This window comes from Pseudoalteromonas sp. SWN166, from assembly GCF_015864485.1.
GTDB lineage: Bacteria > Pseudomonadota > Gammaproteobacteria > Enterobacterales > Alteromonadaceae > Pseudoalteromonas.
The window spans coordinates 1-18,955 of sequence record NZ_JADYXB010000021.1 but is presented as its reverse complement, the minus strand read 5'-3'; the positions used below and the strand labels follow the sequence as shown (position 1 = coordinate 18,955).

17 protein-coding genes are annotated in these 18,955 nt (G+C 39.6%); 12 read left to right on the top strand and 5 right to left on the bottom strand.

Features of this window, described 5'->3' with window-relative positions:
- Window positions 1-108: 108 nt before the first annotated feature.
- Window positions 109-972 (bottom strand): polyamine aminopropyltransferase, encoded by an 864-nt coding sequence (speE, locus tag I6F49_RS13195; RefSeq protein ID WP_197176678.1) that lies wholly within the window; start codon window positions 970-972, stop codon window positions 109-111.
- Between the two features lie 198 nt (window positions 973-1,170).
- Here speE and speA point away from each other — a divergent pair, with 198 nt between their 5' ends.
- The 4 genes from speA to I6F49_RS13175 are packed head-to-tail and all read left to right on the top strand — an operon-like array spanning window position 1,171 to window position 6,193.
- On the top strand, window positions 1,171-3,051 hold the full coding sequence (gene speA, locus I6F49_RS13190; RefSeq protein WP_197176681.1) for a biosynthetic arginine decarboxylase: 1,881 nt from the start codon (window positions 1,171-1,173) through the stop codon (window positions 3,049-3,051).
- A 60-nt stretch (window positions 3,052-3,111) separates the two neighbouring features.
- On the top strand, window positions 3,112-3,990 hold the full coding sequence (locus I6F49_RS13185) for an acyltransferase (RefSeq protein ID WP_197180939.1): 879 nt from the start codon (window positions 3,112-3,114) through the stop codon (window positions 3,988-3,990).
- A gap of 26 nt (window positions 3,991-4,016) precedes the next feature.
- Window positions 4,017-4,937 carry an acetyltransferase gene (locus I6F49_RS13180; RefSeq protein WP_197180885.1) on the top strand — a complete coding sequence of 307 codons (921 nt, stop codon included), beginning with the start codon at window positions 4,017-4,019 and terminating at the stop codon, window positions 4,935-4,937.
- Window positions 4,934-6,193, top strand: a complete 1,260-nt coding sequence (locus I6F49_RS13175) for a mechanosensitive ion channel family protein (RefSeq protein ID WP_166420610.1) — start codon at window positions 4,934-4,936, stop codon at window positions 6,191-6,193. Before I6F49_RS13180 ends, I6F49_RS13175 begins: the two co-directional genes overlap by 4 nt.
- Here I6F49_RS13175 and chrA read toward each other — a convergent pair.
- A complete protein-coding gene (chrA, locus tag I6F49_RS13170; protein WP_197180883.1) occupies window positions 6,150-7,304 on the bottom strand; it encodes a chromate efflux transporter in 1,155 nt (384 codons plus the stop codon). The genes I6F49_RS13175 and chrA overlap by 44 nt on opposite strands.
- A 190-nt stretch (window positions 7,305-7,494) precedes the next feature.
- Here chrA and I6F49_RS13165 point away from each other — a divergent pair, with 190 nt between their 5' ends.
- Complete coding sequence (locus I6F49_RS13165; protein ID WP_165739391.1) at window positions 7,495-8,127, top strand: OmpA family protein; 633 nt, start codon at window positions 7,495-7,497, stop codon at window positions 8,125-8,127.
- On the opposite strand, the gene I6F49_RS13160 is transcribed toward I6F49_RS13165, so the two are convergent.
- On the bottom strand, window positions 8,124-9,902 hold the full coding sequence (locus tag I6F49_RS13160) for an ABC transporter transmembrane domain-containing protein (protein WP_197180881.1): 1,779 nt from the start codon (window positions 9,900-9,902) through the stop codon (window positions 8,124-8,126). The two genes, I6F49_RS13165 and I6F49_RS13160, sit on opposite strands and share 4 nt — an antisense overlap.
- Before the next feature lie 88 nt (window positions 9,903-9,990).
- Here I6F49_RS13160 and I6F49_RS13155 point away from each other — a divergent pair, with 88 nt between their 5' ends.
- From I6F49_RS13155 to I6F49_RS13140, 4 genes are all read left to right on the top strand, one after another.
- Entirely contained in the window at window positions 9,991-10,389 is a 399-nt protein-coding gene (locus I6F49_RS13155; RefSeq protein ID WP_197142458.1) for a DUF3224 domain-containing protein, read from the top strand.
- 208 nt (window positions 10,390-10,597) lie between these two features.
- Window positions 10,598-11,215, top strand: a complete 618-nt coding sequence (locus tag I6F49_RS13150; RefSeq protein ID WP_197176688.1) for a LysE family translocator — start codon at window positions 10,598-10,600, stop codon at window positions 11,213-11,215.
- Between the two features lie 66 nt (window positions 11,216-11,281).
- A complete protein-coding gene (locus tag I6F49_RS13145; protein ID WP_165729086.1) occupies window positions 11,282-11,827 on the top strand; it encodes a PH domain-containing protein in 546 nt (181 codons plus the stop codon).
- A 45-nt stretch (window positions 11,828-11,872) separates the two neighbouring features.
- Entirely contained in the window at window positions 11,873-12,268 is a 396-nt protein-coding gene (locus I6F49_RS13140) for a DUF1801 domain-containing protein (RefSeq protein WP_197176690.1), read from the top strand.
- A 22-nt stretch (window positions 12,269-12,290) separates the two neighbouring features.
- On the opposite strand, the gene I6F49_RS13135 is transcribed toward I6F49_RS13140, so the two are convergent.
- Entirely contained in the window at window positions 12,291-12,635 is a 345-nt protein-coding gene (locus tag I6F49_RS13135) for a rhodanese-like domain-containing protein (protein ID WP_165729088.1), read from the bottom strand.
- A 300-nt stretch (window positions 12,636-12,935) separates the two neighbouring features.
- Here I6F49_RS13135 and I6F49_RS13130 point away from each other — a divergent pair, with 300 nt between their 5' ends.
- Window positions 12,936-13,238, top strand: a complete 303-nt coding sequence (locus I6F49_RS13130; RefSeq protein ID WP_165729089.1) for an ArsR/SmtB family transcription factor — start codon at window positions 12,936-12,938, stop codon at window positions 13,236-13,238.
- A 212-nt stretch (window positions 13,239-13,450) separates the two neighbouring features.
- On the opposite strand, the gene I6F49_RS13125 is transcribed toward I6F49_RS13130, so the two are convergent.
- Entirely contained in the window at window positions 13,451-14,128 is a 678-nt protein-coding gene (locus I6F49_RS13125; RefSeq protein ID WP_165729090.1) for a nitroreductase family protein, read from the bottom strand.
- 187 nt (window positions 14,129-14,315) lie between these two features.
- On the opposite strand from I6F49_RS13125, the gene I6F49_RS13120 reads away from it, so the two are divergent.
- Both I6F49_RS13120 and I6F49_RS13115 read left to right on the top strand, forming a co-directional pair.
- Window positions 14,316-15,197, top strand: coding sequence for an ABC transporter ATP-binding protein (locus I6F49_RS13120; protein ID WP_197119898.1), 882 nt, complete (start codon window positions 14,316-14,318; stop codon window positions 15,195-15,197).
- 9 nt (window positions 15,198-15,206) lie between these two features.
- Complete coding sequence (locus I6F49_RS13115; RefSeq protein WP_197180879.1) at window positions 15,207-18,785, top strand: ABC transporter permease/M1 family aminopeptidase; 3,579 nt, start codon at window positions 15,207-15,209, stop codon at window positions 18,783-18,785.
- The last annotated feature ends 170 nt before the right edge of the window (window positions 18,786-18,955 follow it).

Genomic DNA, 18,955 nt, shown 5'->3' with positions numbered 1-18,955 from the left:
ACGTCGTTAAAAATTTTTTATTTAGAACAACTAGATACAAAAATTTTTGCCTAGTTCTAGCGTAATTTTCTTAACGTTAAATAGACCCCATATATAAGCAGATTGGTATTATTTTTTATCGAATGCGCGTTTCATGTAGTTAGGTGTAGCGAGTGCACCATGGTGAATACCGCTATTGTAGTATTCACTTTGCTCAGCTATTTGTGCTGCGCCGTCTTCTCTAAAGCCGTCAAATGCTTTTGCTTTACGTGCAAGTGTTACCGACCACAAACCACTTGGGTAAATTGGTTGTGGGAATGGCAGTGTTTGTAAATCGTTAAAGCCTACGCTCAACATTGCTTCGCGCATTTCAACTAGTAATGGCATATGCATAAGTGGCGATTCACTTTGCTGCACTAAAATACCACCTGGGCGCAGTGCATCTAAACAGCTTGTGTAAAACGCATGATTAAATAAACCTTCACCTGGGCCTACCGGATCTGTGCCATCAACAATAACCACATCAATAGATTCGCCAGCGGCTTCGCGCATGTATTTAATGCCGTCGTCAAACATAACCGTTGCACGGGCGTCGTTGTTAGATTCACAAAGCTCTGGGAAGTACTTTAACGACATTTGCGTTACTACTTCGTCTATATCTATTTGCGTTACAGTTTCTACGCCAGGGTGTTTTAATACCTCGCGTAAAGTACCGCAGTCGCCGCCGCCAATAATAACCACGTTTTTAGGGTTTGGATGCGCTAAAAGTGCAGGGTGGCTGATCATCTCATGATAAAAGAAGTTTTCGCGGGTTGTCACCATGGTACACCCGTCGATGATCATTAAATTACCAAAGTCTGTGGTTTCAAACATTTCTACCTTTTGAAAAGGAGACTGCTTTTCATCTAACTTTTTATTAATACGTAATGAAAATGCGCTGCCATCACGGTCGCTAATTTCAGTAAACCACTTACTTTGATCTAAATTTGCCATAGTTACTATTACACTTTTTAGGTTGAGTATGAAAAAGGGGCAATTCTGCCAGTGCTTGGCGTTTTGCTCAATGACATTTTAACTGATTTGACGAATAAAGTTAGTTAGGAGTGAGTGAAAGTTCAATTTTTGTTAGCCTAGTGGATAGTGACGTATTAAAATGCGCCTTTATACCTAATTGACTAAAGAAGAGTTGCCATGACCTGGGGTTTAGAAACAGCACGCGCCACTTATAACGTTGCTCATTGGAGTGATGGTTATTTTGATATTAACGCACAAGGCGAACTGGTGGCTTACCCAGATGGCGACCAAACAAAACCGGCCATTTCTTTAACGCAATTAACTGAGCAGTTTAAACAACAAGGTTTAACATTGCCGGTTTTAGTGCGCTTTACCGATATTTTAAAAAATCGTGTAGACACCCTTACTAACGCGTTTACGCAAGCGCGGGCAAATCGTGAATATAACGGTAAATACACCTGTGTTTACCCTATTAAAGTAAATCAGCAACGCTCTGTAGTAAGTAAGCTATTAGCGCATCCAAGTGGGCTTGTTGGCCTAGAAGCAGGTTCAAAACCAGAACTTATGGCCATTTTGGGTGTAGCAAAAGAGCCAATCACAATCGTGTGTAACGGTTATAAAGACAGTGAGTTTTTACGCTTAGCGTGTATTGGTCAAGCAATGGGGCACAATGTAAAAATTGTGGTAGAAAAGCTTTCAGAACTGACCACGTTATTAGATGAAATAGACAACCTAGGCATTGAGCCTGCTATAGGTATTCGTATTCGCCTAAATTCAGTAGGTAAAGGCAAATGGCAAAACACGGGCGGCGAAAAAGGTAAATTTGGTTTAACTGCTGGGCAAGTGCTTAGCGCTGTTGAAGTACTTAAAAAACATAACAAATTGCATTTAATGCAAATGGTGCATTTTCATATTGGTTCTCAAATTGCCAACATTCGTGATATTCACCGTGCTTTGCGTGAATGTGCACGCCACTTTGCTGAGCTTACACAATTAAATGTACCGCTAAATACAGTAGATGTGGGCGGCGGTTTAGGCGTTGATTACGAGGGCTCTGGCTCGCGTAGCGCGTGTTCAATGAACTACACCGTAGAAGAGTATGCACGTAATGTAGTGAATGCATTTGCAGAAGTGTGTGACCAACATAACCTTACGCATCCGGCTATTATCACCGAATCGGGCCGTGCTTTAACAGCTCACCATGCGGTATTAATTACCGATGTAATTGACGTAGAAAAAGCGCCTAATCATTTAAATCCAGAGCCACCGCTTGAAAATAGCGCATTAGTGCTTGATGAAATGTGGCAGTGTTTGCAGCGTTTAAACCCGCGTATGGCACTTGAGATTTATCACGATGCGATGCACTTATTTAGCGAAGCGCACGATCAGTACGTGCATGGCTTAGTAAGCATGCTAGAGTGGGCAAAAATAGAGCAGCTTTACTTTACTATTTTACATCGTGTACGTGCATCACTTAGTAATAATGCGCGCGCGCACCGTGAAGTCCTCGACGATTTAAACGAAAAGCTTGCGGATAAACTGTTTGTTAACTTTTCATTATTTCAGTCATTACCTGATGTATGGGGTATTCAGCAGTTGTTTCCGGTTATGCCAATCGAAAATTTAACTCAACCATTAACTCAGCGTGCGATTATTCAAGATATTACCTGTGACTCTGACGGGCAAATTCGCGAATACGTTGAAGGTGCAGGCATTGAAACGAGCTTACCCATCCCTGAATATAAACATGGCGAGCAATATCATATTGCTATGTTTATGGTGGGCGCGTATCAAGAAATTTTAGGTGATTTACATAACCTATTTGGCGATACCGATTCGGTGCATGTAGAGCTTAACGATGAAGGTTATGTGTTAACCAATGCCATAAAAGGTGATAGCGTTAAGGATGTATTAAAGTTTGTTGACTATGATAGCGCCATTTTAGCTGACAACTTTGCGTACCAAGTTAATAAACTTGATGTATCAGCGCAGTGTAAAGAAGGTTATTTGGCTGAGCTTAATGCAGGCCTTGAAGGCTATACCTATTTTGAAGATTAATTTGTAAGCAACTGAAAGCGCAGTATTAGTGGCTGCGCAATGTTTAAAGGAATGGAAGTAATGTCAGTTATTCGCAGTGTATTTAGTATTATTTTTTACACAATAAACACACTTTTTTGGTTTGTGCCTATTTTTGTTTGTGGGCTTATAAAGCTTATTCCTATTAAGCCGCTACAAAAGCTTATGAGTTGGGCTGCAAAGCAATTTGCAACAATTTGGGTTACCTTTAATAGCCTAAATCAAAAGTTATTTACACCCACTAAACTTAATGTAACTGGCCTTGAAGACCTTAAACTAAAAGATTGGTACCTAGTAATTGCAAATCACCAAAGCTGGGTCGATATTTTAGTATTACAGCGCGTGTTTAATCGTAAAATTCCATTTTTAAACTTCTTTTTGAAAAAAGAGCTTATTTATGTGCCTATTTTAGGCTTATGTTGGTGGGCGCTCGACTTCCCATTTATGACTCGCACGAGCAAAAGCCAATTAAAAAAGAATCCAAAGCTGCGTGGCAAAGATTTAGAAACAACGCGTAAAGCCTGCGAAAAATTTAAAGAGATGCCGGTAAGCGTAGTTAACTTTGTAGAAGGCACTCGTTTTACTGCGCAAAAGCATGAGCGCCAAAGTAGCCCATTTCCACATTTGTTAAAGCCAAAAGCGGGTGGTATTGCTTTTGTAATGCAAGCAATGGGTGAACAAATTACTAAAGTGGTTAACGTAACTATCCATTACCCAGATGGTATTCCTACGTTTATGGATTTTGCTGGTGGTAAGGTAAAAAATATCAACATACACGTGGAAGTAAGGCCGGTAAGCGAAGAGCTGATTGGTGACTACACCGGTGATTCTGAATTTAGAATTCGCTTTCAAAGCGAGTTAAACCGCTTATGGGAAAATAAAGAGCAAACACTGCAATCGCTCGAAAAAACCCATAAGTAAAAGGTAAAAAATATGAGCTTACAGTTATGCTAAAAAAGTGGTTACCAAATTGGCTTAACGGCTTAATTGTAGGCTGTGTATTGTTTTCTAACATGATACTTTTTGGCTCGCTAGTATTTGTACTGGGCCTTATTAAGTTATTACTACCTTTGCCTGTGGTTAACTCTATATTACACAGCGCTTATAGAGGTTGGTGTAACGGCAACCGTTTAGGGCTTTGGTTAGGTTGCCCTAATATTGTGGTTGATATAAGTGGCGATTTAAACTCAAAAAGTTGGTATTTACTTATTTGTAACCACGCGAGTTGGTTAGATATAACGGTACTTAGCTCATTACATGCATTGCCTGCCCCTAAGTTCTTTTTAAAAGATGGGTTAAAATACATGCCTTTTATTGGCACCGGTGCGTGGGCTATGGGTATGCCGTTTATGAAACGGGTAAGCAAAGCGCAACTAGCTAAAAATCCAAAGTTGAAAGGGTTGGATGTAGAGCGCACCAAGCGTAGCTGTCGTAATTTTCGTCATCATCCTACTACCATTATTAATTTTGTTGAAGGTACACGCTATACGCCAGCCAAACATAATCTGCAACAAAGTCCTTTTAAACATTTATTAAAGCCCAAAGCGGGCGGCATTGCTTTTGCGCTTGAAGTATTAGCCGATCAATTTGATGCCATGCTTAATACAAGTTTAGTATATAGCGGTAAGACAGATCACGTTTGTCGTAACTTGCTAAAAGGTGAGCTAGATTCTATTTATGTTTCAATAGACGTAACGCCCATTAATGACAATATGCAGGGCAGCTATCAAAGCGATGACGTATTTAAAGTTAATTTTCAACATTATGTGAATGAGCTATGGGTTGCTAAAGATCAGCAGCTTGCCGACATTTATGCTCCACAAGATTTACCTGAACCACAAATCAGTAAGGAAATAGAAACACTATGACCAACACCCACCTACAGGAATTAATTGCTCCTTGGTTTGAAAAAGTACCTGACGCGGATTTTCTTAGCTCAATTACCGCAGTCTCAATAGGGATATTCTCTTTATTAATTGTTTACTTATTTACTCGTAGGTTAATGTTACCTGGCATTCAAAAAATAGTGACGAAGCTTTCGCCTGAGCGAATTGGTGCGCTTTCTCCTATGCTTAATAAGCTAAATAAACGTATTGCCGGAATGTTGTGTTGTGTATTGTTTTTAGCTACGTTTGACAGTGTTTACCCTGTTAATGAGTTGGCCGCTGAAATACTAAAAACGATAGGACAAGCTTTGCTTATTATTTATGCTGGTTTTATTTTTAGTAGTATTGTGAGCATTGCGGGTACTATTTATAACCAGCTAGAGTTTGCACGCGAAGTCCCTATTCAGGGCTTAATTCAGGTTGTTAAGCTAATAACCTTTATTGTGTGTGCAATTTTAATTGTGAGCATTTTTCTTGAGAAGTCACCTACTTATATTCTCTCTGGCTTTGGTGCCATTGCCGCTGTTACGTTGTTAGTATTTAAAGACACTATTTTAGGCTTTGTAGCCAGTATTCAAATAGCAGCAAATCGCCTAGTAACCTATGGTGATTGGATTCAAGTAGAAAACTACGGCGCCGATGGAGAAGTAATTGATTTGGGCTTAAATACTGTAAAGGTACGTAACTGGGATAACACCATAACAACTATTCCAACTTATATGCTGGTAGCGGGTTCATTTAAAAACTGGCGCGGGATGCAAGAGTCAGGCGGTAGGCGTATTAAACGTTCACTCAATATTGATATGCACAGTATTTGTTTAGTGGGTGATGAGTTTAGAAAGCAAATTGATGCGGCTATTCCGCTGCATGACTATATTCGAGTAACGACGTTACCTGCTCAGGTTTCTAACTTAGGGCTATTTCGTCGCTATGCTGAAGGCTATTTAAAACAGCACAGTAAAATTAATACGTCGCTTACGTTAATGGTACGAGAGCTACAACCACTAAACCATGGTTTACCTATTGAGTTTTATTGCTTTAGTGAAGACAAACGCTGGATTTCGTACGAGCATTTACAAGCCGAAATAATGGATCATTTACTTGCCGTGTTGCCGGTGTTTGGGCTTAGGGCGTATCAAAGTGTGAGTGGGCAATTAAGCCCACCGAGTGAGCAACAAACAGATAAGCCAACGTTTAGAGTAATGGCAAATAGTGTTGTAAAAGACCCACAGCAATAAATAAAGCTAAGAGCCACCAAATAGGTGGCTTTTTAAATCGCAGCCATGCAAACGCAACTATTACTAATGCAACTTGCCAAAGGTTATGCACCGCTGATGTCCAAATTGGCGAATACAGTGCAGCCGCTAAAAAACCCACTACAGCAGCATTAAGTGCCGCTATTGAGCTTGCAAAGCGTGGCTTACTTGCCAAGTTAATCCAACTCTTTTGAAACGCCAGTATAAGTAAAAAACCAGGCATAAATATAAGTAGTGTAGCTATAAGAGCACCTACTAAAGGAAATTCTGTAGTAAGTTGTGCGCCTAAGTAAGTCGCGATAGTAAACATAGGCCCTGGCACTGCCTGTGCACTTGCGTAAGCACTCAAAAACTGATCATCACTCAATGCTGGTACGCCAGCTTGAAGTACCGGCAGTACTACATGCCCGCCGCCAAACACCATTGCACCTGCCTGGTAAAAAGGGGCAAACAAAGCAAACTCATGTCCTAGTGGAATAAAGCTAACACCAAGTAAGAGCGCAAATAACCCCAGTGCAATCCAATTAATATTACTTTTTGTACTGCTAACATTTTCTGTGGCTGTACCCAGTTTTAATAAAGGCCATATAGCACCTATTGTTGCAGCGGTTATTAAAATAGCGATTTGAGTTCCCATCATTGGAAATAGCACCAAAGCAAGTGTACTCATTACCGCAAGTAACTTAAGCGCAGCACTTGTACAAAAGCTTTTAGCCATACTAAGTGTTGCATCAGCAACTATAACAACGGCAAATAACTTTAAGCCTGCAATAATAGCAAAGTAAACAGCGTCAAACTGATGAGCACTAACCGCAAGCAGCACCATTATTAAAAACGAAGGCAGCGTAAAACCTACAAAGGCAGCTATACCACCCAGTACTCCAGCACGCTCAACACCAATAGCAAAACTAACTTGGCTAGAGCCAGGCCCAGGCAGTGCTTGGCTTAAACTAATAAGTTGTGCATAACGGGTGTTAGTTAACCAATTTAACGAGTCTACAAAGTGGCGTTTAAAGTAACCTAAATGCGCAGCGGGGCCACCAAAGCTCATACACCCTAGTAAAAAAAACTGTCTAAAAATAGCAATTAACATTGCGCCATTATCCTTTGTAAAATTCGTTAAATTGTCACTGTGTAGTATGACATTTTTATTAAAATGACACATTAGTTTGGTGTCTGTTTAACAATCAAGCAAGATGCGTTGGTTTTAACACCCTCTTCATAGTTTGTTCATACATGTATTTGCATACTCTTGCTAAATTCTTAATGAATAGGGTATCACCATGACTTTAACTAAATCACTTTTAAGCGTAACCGTACTAGCCGTATTACTTTCTGGTTGTGAAATGAATAATGCAGGTAAAGGCGCAGCAATTGGCGCTGCCGCAGGTGGCGTATTAGGTAAAGCTACGAGTAACCATAAAGATAAACGCTTTTTTATTGGTGCAGCAATTGGGGCACTTGCGGGTGCTGCTGTTGGCGACTACATGGATAAACAAGAAGCGGCTTTTCGTGATGAGTTAGCGGGTTCAGGTGTTGAAGTAGTGCGTGAAGGTGATAACTTACGTTTAGTAATGCCATCAAATATTACGTTTGCGACTGCTCAGTCTTATATTTCATCAGGCTTTAACGATACGTTAGATGCAATTGCTAAAGTAATGAACAAGTACGAAAAAACCTACTTAAGTGTAGAAGGTCATACCGACAGTACGGGTAAAGATAGCTTCAACATGAATCTATCGCGTGAACGCGCACAAAGTGTGAAAGACTACTTAGTGAACCAACAAATTATGGCTACACGTATTAGCACTATGGGCTATGGCGAAACACGCCCAATTGCAACTAATGATAGTGCAAATGGCCGTGCTCAAAACCGCCGTGTAGAAATTCAGATAGTGCCAAATACCGAAGGTTAATCCTTATTAAACTGTAATTCACACAGTTTTTGATACAGCGGGTTACTTACTAACAACTCTTGGTGAGTACCCGTTGCTATAATCTCCCCATTTTCCATCACTACAATTACATCGGCATGTTTAACCGTTGCCAGCCTATGGGCAATAATTAATGTTGTTCTGTTTTGCATTAAATGCTCAAGTGCAGCTTGTACATGGTGTTCGCTTTGCGCATCCAGCGCGCTGGTGGCTTCATCAAGAAGAAGTATTTCAGGGTCTTTTAATATGGCACGTGCAAGCACAATACGCTGCTTCTGCCCACCCGATAACCTCACACCCTGCTCACCTAAAAAGCTGTTATAACCTTGCGGTAACTGTTTGATAAATTCATCGGCATGCGCATACTTTGCTGCAGCGTATACTTGCTCGTCGGTTGCACTTGGGTTGCCGTAACGAATGTTATGCATTACATCGGAGCTAAACAAAATAGGGTTTTGCGCTACCATGCCCATTTTATTGCGCAGAGTATTAAGCGATAAATCTTTAATGTTTACATCTTTAAATTTAATGGCTCCGCTAGCCGGATCGTAAAAGCGCTGTAGTAATTCAAATAACGTTGTTTTACCTGCACCAGAAGGGCCAACAATTGCCACGGTTTGGCCTTGATTTATATTTAGGCTTATTTTATTAAGCGCGCTTACGTCTGGGCGAGAGGGATAGTTAAAGCTTATATTTTCAAGCGTAATAGCAGGGCTGCTACTTTCTTGCAGTAAATTACTATCTTGTGGGTTTAGCGGGTTTTCTATTTCACTTTTAACAGCAAGTAACTCAAGCAGCCTTGCCGCCGCGCCTGCTGCGCGTTGTAGCTCGCCATATACTTCAGCAACGGTTGCCACCGACATTGCAACCATAATAGCGTAAAACACAAATGCACCTAGCTCGCCCCCGGTCATGGTACCTGCAAGTACATCGTTGCCACCTACCCATAGCATAGCGCTAATGGCACTAAAGGTTAAAAAAATCACTACGGCTATTAAAAACGAACGCTGTTTAATGCGTTTTTTAGCCACGTTAAAGGCTTTTTCGGTCTCAAGTGCAAAGGCATGTTGCTCTTGTTCTTCATGGCTATAGCTTTGCACTACTTTAATATTTTGTATGATTTCTCCGGCATAGGTACTTATGTCGGCAATGGCATCTTGGCTTGAGCTGGCTAGTTTGCGTACCTTTCGACCAAATATCATCATAGGAACAAGTACCAGCGGTACACAGGCTACAACCACTAAAGTAAGTTTTAAATTAGTAAACAACAACATAGCAAGTCCACCAATCAACATAAGTACACTACGCAGCGCCATAGAAAATGATGAGCCGATAATTGATTGCAGTAATGTGGTGTCGGTGGTTAAACGCGACATAAGCTCGCCACTGCGGTTTTCTTCAAAGTAGCTAGGGTGTAGCGTAACAATACGATTAAACACGGCTTTTCGAATATCGTTACTGACTCGTTCGCCAATCCACGACATTAAATAAAAACGGCTAAAGGTGCCTACTGCTAATAAGCTGATTAAACCAATGAGTACAAGTACAGCTTGTTGTAATTGCTCTTTGGAGCCTGCAATAAATCCATGATCAATAACAAATTTAACACCTTGCCCTAATGATAAGTTAACACCCGCAGTAACTAATAGTGCAGCAAGCGCCGCTACTACCATCCATTTATACGGTTTAATAAAAGCAAAAACAGGTAATAAGCTGCTAAAAGCGGCTTTTTCGGATGCAGAGGTGTTTTTTGACATAGTGGATTCTTTTTAAAGGTTAAGGTATAGATATGGCATCATCGGATTAAAAATCAATAGTATTAAATATCATCAATAAGGAATTGTTATGACAACAAAAATAATAAGTGGTGAATTTACAGTGGCTTTAGCGCTAATTGAAGGTTACGCCAATGGGCAGCAAGGTATTAACTTAGGACGTATGTCGATTGATAAAACATTTAAAGGTGACTTAAATGCTACAAGCCAAGGCGAGATGCTTAGCGCAATGACGCCAACCCAAGGCAGTGCGGGTTACGTGGCAATAGAGCAAGTGATAGGTGAGCTTGAAGGTAAGCAGGGCAGTTTTGTACTGCAACACTTTGGCACTATGAATAAAGGACAAGACAGTCTTATTTTAAATGTTATTCCTGATTCAGGCACAAATGAGCTAAAAGGATTAACTGGCAGTATGAAAATACGCATTGAGCAGGACATTCACTATTACGACTTTGACTACCGCTTATAAAATGGATAACAAACAATGCAAAAAATAGTAGAATTTAAAAAGCGTGGTTTTTTAGTAACGGCATTGATGTAGATGCTTTGAATGAGCGCATATACCACTTAAATCAAGAAGGTTGGAAAGTAATAAGTATAAATACCGCGACTGCTTTTCAAGGCCAAATAACGGCCTATATATTATTAATAGAAAACGATGAACTATAAGGATAAGAATGACATTAGCAGCATGGTTTAGTTTAGTACTTGTATGCATGATGGGTGCAATGTCGCCAGGCCCAAGCCTTGCAGTTGTATTAAAGCATACAATGAGTGGCGGAATGAAAAACGGTATGCTTGCTGCACTTAGCCATGGCGTAGGTGTTGGACTTTATGCGGCAGCTTCGTTACTTGGCTTAGGGACATTAATGGTTCAGTTTCCTACGGTATACCAAGTGCTTGTATATTTAGGCGCTGGGTATTTAGCCTATTTAGGTTTAAAAATACTATTAGTAAAACCCAGTAATGACGAACTGCAAGTACAAAAAAGCGAGGTAAGTGCAACTAAAGCGCTGCAAGATGGATTCGCCATTGCATTTTTAAACCCTAAATTAGCAATTTTCTTTTTAGCGTTGTTTTCGCAGTTTATAGACCCGCAAAATCTCACTTTAAGCATTGGCATTATTATGTGCTTAACCGTGTTTATAATTGATACCGGCTGGTATTTGCTAGTTGCAGTACTTACTGAGGTTTCAAAAAACCGCTTTGGTTTTACTAAGCAAAACCCATGGCTTGATAAAATACTGGGTGTTGTGTTTATTGCCCTTGCTATAAAGGTCGTTATTAGTTTGTAAGATTGAGTAGAGATTATTGAAGTTTACAGAGTGTATTTGTAGTTATATAGATAAAGGATTAAAACAATGACAAAACATATTTTAAAAAGTGCTTCATTCGATTACAAGGTAAAACAATATTGGATGGTTACTACTTCACTATTTGCAATGTTGGCTCTTGTTACTATACCGCTTATACCTATCATTTTACTTATAGTATGGCTGGTGGGCGGGCGAATACTCGCAGCTATGTCGGCTGACTTATTACCACAAAAATTGGTAGTTAAACGTGGCATATTATTTAAAGAAGAAAAATCTATTCCGCTTGAAAAAATAACCGATGTTGGATTAAGCCAAGGGCCGTTAATGCGACTGTTTGGGTTATATCGTTTAAGCTTTGAAACGGCAGGGCAGTCAGGAAATGGGGCTTTAGTGTCTTTGCTTGGTGTAGTTAATGCGAGTGAGTTTAGAGAAGCGATACTTGAGCAAAAAGATGTATTGGCTAATCAAGGTAAAACTTCGCAGCAGGCGACAGAACAAAGTGAGAAAGAGCTACTGAGAGCACTTACTTATAGTGTTAAAAATATTGAGCAGATGCTACTTGTTTTACTTGATGAAAGGCAGCAAAAGTAACTTATTTTTAAATACAGCCAATATCTTGCTTATAAGGATGTTTTTGTGACTACGGATATTGAAAATATATTTAATAATTATCCTCAGATAACTAAAAGTACGCTTATAAAATTACGGGAGCTAATTTATACCGTAGCACAAGAGCAAAACTTGGGAGCTGTGGAGGAGTCAATAAAGTGGGGAGAGCCAAGTTATAGCACAATAAATGGCAGCCCCATTCGCATTGGCTTTAAAGGATCATCATGTTATTTGTTTTTTCATTGCCAATCAAAGCTAGTAAGCACATTTAGAGAGTTGTATTTCCACACTCTCACTTTTGAAGGTAACCGGGCAATTGTATTAAATAGTGAAAAGCCATTACCAGAGTACCCACTTAAAGCGTGTATTAAATTAGCACTGACTTATCACAGCGTTAAACACCTACCTTTGTTAGGTGCATAACTGCAAGCACTTAAGTAGATGCTTAAAACACGCTACATATTTGGCTTGCATCACAGGTAATAACACTAACGTTTTCATAACCAACACGTGTTAGCGCTTCTGCACCAAGGGTTGCACGTGCACCACTGGCACAGTGTAAGTAAATTGGGCGTGTTGCATCTTTTTCTATTTCCATCAACTTCATTTCGAGTAACCCGCGCGGAATATTTATTGCTCCAACAGCTGCATTTGTTGCGTGTTCTGCTGGTTCGCGCACATCAATAAGTAAGCCTTTATTTTGTTCAAGCTCGAGCTTTGCTTGTGCTGCGTCAATACGGCGCTGGTTAGGTGTGATAATTTTAAGTAAATCAGGGATTGATGTAAGCATGCTTTTTTATTCCTTAAGGTTACGTTTGCGTAATTGTGTGATCATCAAATACAAACAACTAATAGCAGATTGAATTGAGTTTAGTGTAATAAAAACAGTAAGCCATATTCATCTAGGATCAAAATATTGCAGCTATACAAATACGGCAATTATGAGTCCCGCAATTAAAAAATGAGCTATTCAATTTTATTTAGTGTTTTATTTACTATATTCGTTTTTTCTATATTAGTAAATTCTAATGTTAGACATTAACAATGCATATATTTATACTCCAATCACTTTTTATAATAAGAGCATGCTATGAATATCGACTTTATTGCAATGGCTGGGAATGTGGCGCAGGCAGAGCAGTTATTAAAAATTTTAGCGAATAAAAATCGCTTAATGATTTTATGCTCTTTGCAAGATAAAGAAATGAGTGTATCGCAACTAAATGAAGCCGTACCTTTAGCACAATCGGCACTTTCTCAGCATTTAGCTGCACTACGAAAAGCGAATGTTGTTGCCACTCGCCGTGAAAGCCAAACTATTTATTATCGTATAATTGACGATAACGCAGTGCAATTACTTGGCACGCTATATAACTTATTTTGTAAAGACTAACGATTTTTAGTGGCGTGAGTAGCGCAGCGAAAGCAGGTTAGAATAACCTCAGCTCTATTGTATTGTTTTTGTGCTATTAATTTTTTGCAGCATTTGTACTTAAATAGATTTCGTACGAAAACAGCCACTATGCTTAGACGAAACTACAAATACATAACAGCATATTATCGCAAGGTTTAACCCAAGCGATAAGTTTGCGGTTAAAGATCATCTCAAATAAACGTAGCTATTTCATCGATAGATTTTTTATCCAGTGCATGAGCCGGTATTGTGGCATCTTCACTTGGGTAGCCTGCAATAAGTAACATATACGGGCGCTCGTTATCCCTATCTCGGCCACATATGTCGGTTAAAAAGCTCATTGGTTTTGGAGTATGAGTAAGGGTTGCCAAACCTGAACGGTGCAAAGCTTGAATTAAAAAGCCGGTAGCTAAGCCAACAGACTCATGCACATAATAATTCGTATTTTTATCATCAGTGCTTACGCCGCCCTTTTTTTGACTAAATACAGCTATAAGCCAAGGTGCATGCTCTAAATAAGGTTTATTGGCGTCGGTACCTAACGGTTTTAGCGCATCTAACCATTCTTCACCTGCTCGCCCTTCATAAAAAGAACGTTCTAGCTTTTCGGCGGCTTCTCTTATTTGCTTTTTTACATCGCTACTATTTATAGCAACAAAATGCCAAGGCTGATGATTCGCTCCACTGGGTGCTGTACCTGCTGCTTTTATACATGCTTCAATAATATTTTTTGGTACTGGGCGATCGCTAAAGCTGCGAATGCTATGGCGACGTTGGCTAGTGATTAAAAACTCGTTAGCGCGATTTAGCATTTCGTCGTGTGGGTATTCTATAAAGTCGTTTAATGGCTGACTTTGGTGATCTTGCATGGCTTTTCGCTTCTTATAAAAAGTATATGTGGTTTTTATACCGAGTGAATAAAGCGTAGGCAAGTGTTATGAGTTTAAATTATGTTTATTTGTTGTTACAAATTTAACCAGTAAGTAACTTATGTTCCTGTTTTTCTTGTGGTATAAAACATCATAAAAATAATTACTCATATTCAAGGAAGTAAAAATGCTATCAATAACTGGGTTATCTAAAACCTACGATAACGGCGTACATGCACTACAAGGTGTTGATTTATCTATCGGTAAAGGGATGTTTGGATTGCTTGGGCCAAATGGCGCAGGTAAATCATCGCTTATGCGTACCATTGCAACACTACAGTCGGCTGATTCAGGTTCAATTACTTTTGATGGCATTGATGTATTTAAAGACCCACAGGCACTGCGCCAACGCTTAGGTTACTTACCACAAGATTTTGGTGTGTACCCGCGTGTTAGTGCTTACGACTTACTGGACCATATGGCTGTTTTAAAGGGTATTCATAATAAAGCACAGCGTAAAGAGTCGGTTGAAGGGTTACTTGCGCACACTAATTTATATCAACATCGCTCAAAAGCGGTAAGTGGCTTTTCGGGCGGTATGCGCCAGCGTTTTGGTATTGCACAAGCCTTACTAGGCGACCCTGATTTACTAATCGTTGATGAGCCAACAGCGGGGCTAGATCCTGAAGAGCGTAATCGTTTCCATAACTTATTAGTAAGCTTAGGCGAGCAAAAAGTAGTTATATTATCGACCCATATTGTTGAAGATGTTGCAGAGCTTTGCCCAAATATGGCGGTGTTGGCTGGCGGTAAGATTTTACTGGAAGGTAACCCAATAACGCTTACCGATAAGCTCCAAGGACAAATTTGGCGCAAAGCCATGAGCCAAGAAGAAGCGCAAGAACTTGAGCCGCAATTACCGGTTATTTCTAAGCGCTTATTTGCAGGGAAAACAATTTTACATGTAATAGCAGAGCAGGCTCCACAAGGGTTTGAAGCAAGTAATGCAAATTTAGAAGATGTGTACTTTTCTACACTGCTTAATCATCGTAACAGCGAAGTAGCATAAGGAGGCGTTATGTTTTTTAATATGCTTGCGTTTGAGCTGCGCTATTTTATGCGCCAACCTTCGTTTTATGTGACCTCATTAATCTTCTTTTTTATGGCGTTTTTTATAAGCTCCAGTAGTAAGTTTCCGCTAGGTGGGGCGAATGTTCATATGAACTCGCCGTTCTCGATTATGCTTTTAACCGTTACATTTTGTACACTCGCTATGTTTTTAGTGGTTAACTTTGTTGCCAGCTCTGCTATTCGCAACAGTGAAAGCAAAATGGATGAGCTGGTATTTAGTAAGCCTGTTAATCCTGTGCCTTATCAAGCAGGGCGTTTTTTTGGTTCTTACTTAGTTGTACTTATTGTGTTTTTAAGCGTGCCATTGGGTGTGTTTTTAGGGTCGCAATTTGGTTTATTAGTTGGCTGGCTCGATGGCGAATTGATTGGTCCTAATAAGCTAATGTACTACGCTGCGCCTTATCTTTATTTAGCAGTGCCAAGTTTACTTGTGCTTTCGGCTATTTTTAATAGTGTAGCGGTCTATTTTAAAACCATGATGTCGGTGTATGTAGCAGCTGTTGTGATTTTTATAGCCTATCAAATTGCCGGCGTTTACTTTGATGATTTAGCATTTAGAAATATTGTTGTTTACGCCGACCCATTTGGCTCAGGTTCGTTAATTGATTTAACACGTTATTGGACTGTAAATGATAAAAACACAGAAGTGCTAACGCTCACAGGTGACCTTTTAGTTAACCGTATATTGTGGGTGGCAATCAGTGTTGCAATGTTTTTTGGCCTTGGAAAGCTAAGCAACCGCATAGTAACTAAAAAACAGAAGAAGCAATTTAAAGTCTCTGCTTTTGTACAAAATAAACAAGCTGCACTTATCAATAGTGCTAAAAATTATAAATCAGCGGGGATTAGTACTAAATCTCAGCTAATAATGCGCAGTATATTCGAACTTAAACAAGTTATATTTAGTGCTCCTTTTATGGTTTTAGCGGGTGTAAGCATTGTAACGCTTATGATCCCTCTGTTTGCGCCTATTGGTGCTTATGGCACTACTAACTGGCCTTTAACTCAGAATATGGTCAATATTATTAGTGGTATTTCCGGTTTATTTTTGTTTGTTATTATCGCTTTTTATAGTGCTGAGCTTGTGTGGCGAGAGCGACAAAGTGGCATGGGCGATATTGTTGACAGCTTTCCTGTACATAACAGTGTTTTTTGGGTGTCAAAAATACTGGCTTTAATCGCCGCTGTTTCTGGGTTGTTCCTCGTGGGAATGATACTCACAATTACAGTTCAGTTATTTAAAGGTCAATTTAATTTAGAGCTAGGACAGTATTTATTTAGGATTGTTTACTTATCGATTTTACCGTTGATTATGCTGACAGTACTCGCCTTCTTTTTACAGATTATTAGCCCGAATAAATATGTAGGAATGGGTTTGTTTATTTTGTATTACATAGCGCAAAAAGTAATGGGTTCTTATGGGTTTGAGCACCATATGTATCACTTTTCGCAAAGCAGTAGCGTACCGTATTCTGATATAAATGGTTATGGGCATTTCTTACAAGCTGCGCATTGGTACACATTATATTGGGGCGCGTTAAGTCTTGTTTTAGCGATTGTTGGGTTTGCGTTATGGCACCGTGGTCCTTCACAAACGCTGCGTACACGCCTGTCTATGCTTCGTTATAATATGTCGTTAAAAGGGCAAGCGATTGCGGTTATTAGTGCATTAGTGTTTGTTGGTGCAGGCTACAATATTTATAACAACACGCGAGTTTTGAATGAGTTTACTACGAGCGATGAGTTTCAAGACAAGCAAATAAGTTATGAACAGCAGTTTGCACAATACAAAGACTTAGCAGTACCTATGGTGACCGATGTTGACTTAACTGTTGATATTTATCCAAAAAAGCGTGCTTTAAGTGCTGTGGCAAAAATTAAATTTACTAATACCTCTAACGAGCCAATTACGCGAGTGTTAATAAGCTCACCTCAACACGCTAAAAGTTGGGATGTAGCTATGGCAGGCGGTAAGATAGTTGAAAAATTACCAGCGCTTTATTCAGCATGGTTTGAGTTTGAGCAGCCGCTTATGCCAAACGAAATAAGAGAAGGGCAACTGTCGGTTACTCGTGATCATACAGCCTTTACTGATAAAGACTCTGATACACAATTAGTTGCCAATGGCACTTTTATTAATAACTTGGAACTCCTTCCTAGCTTTGGTTATAGCCGTGGTTTACAGGTAGCTGATAAATTTGAACGCCGTAAGCATGATTTACCAGAACTTGAACGTGCCCATAAGCTAGAAGACAGTCAGTACTATACTCAAAGTGATTTTGGTGCAGCTAATGGGTTTATTAACTTTAAGGCAACGGTAACAACCGACGAGTCGCAATTTGCTATTACCCCAGGGTATTTACAAAGTGAAAGTGTAAAAGACGGGCGCCGCACTTTTGTTTATGAAATGGATGCGCCTATTTTAAACTTTTATGCGGTGCTTTCGGCTGAACTTGAAAGTAAAAAGGTTGAGCATAATGGGGTAAATATTGAGGTGTATTACCACAAAAATCATGCATGGAATGTTGACCGCATGATTGAGTCGGTACAAGACTCGATAGATTACTTTACACAAGCATTTGGGCCGTATCAGCATAAGCAGCTACGTATAATTGAATTTCCTAAGTATCGCTCGTTTGCACAAAGTTTTGCCAATACAGTCCCTTACTCAGAAAGCATGGGGTTTATTACAGACTTAAGAGATGAGAGTAAAGTTGACTACCCTTACTATGTTACCGCACATGAAGTAGCGCACCAGTGGTGGGGGCATCAAGTGTCGGGAGCAAATGTTGAGGGGAGCGCAGTTATGTCAGAAACGCTTTCACAATACAGTGCGCTTATGGTGCTTGAAAAACGCTTTGGCGCAGAGAAGCTACGTAAGTTTTTAAAATATGAGCTTGATAGGTACTTAATAGGGCGTACAGGGGAAGCCTTTGAAGAAATGCCACTATATAAAACGCAGTCTCAACAATATCTTCATTACAATAAAGGATCTGTGGTAATGATGGCGATTTATGATCGTTTAGGTGAAAAACGGTTAAATGATGCACTCAAAGCATTTTTAAATGAGTTTCAGTACCAATCAACACCATACCCAACAACACTTGATTTACTTAGCTATTTAAAACAAGACGCAACACAAGCAGAGCAAAGTTTTATTGACGATCAGTTTAAATATATCACCTTATATGAGCTTGAGATGAAAGATGTGTCAGTTACAGATAGCGTTGATAGCGAAGGATTTTATACTGTAACACTTAGCGTAGAAGCCGTTAAACAGCGTGCGGATGGCCAAGGTGAAGAAACTGAACAGCCGCTCGATGAGCTAATTGATATTGCATTGTTTAGCGATGACCCTGAAAACCTACTAGCTGAAGATTTTGTTATTTACTCTCAAAAGCACCAAATAGTATCAGGTATTAATACGATTGAGCTTAAAGTAAAAGAAAAGCCATTATTTGCGGGGGTCGATCCTTACATTAAGCTAGTCGATAAGGATAGTAAAAATAACCTAGCTAAATTTTAAGGTCTATCTACTAACCACTTAAACTGACTAATTTAAAGGCCGCCTTTATGCTAACACCGATCAGTTAAGGTATTTTTGATCGGTTGACCGATCTTTTGGTTGCTTCACAATACCCTTATCATCTTTTGATTATGAGGGTATTTTTATGCTTAGTCATTGGTTACTTGATA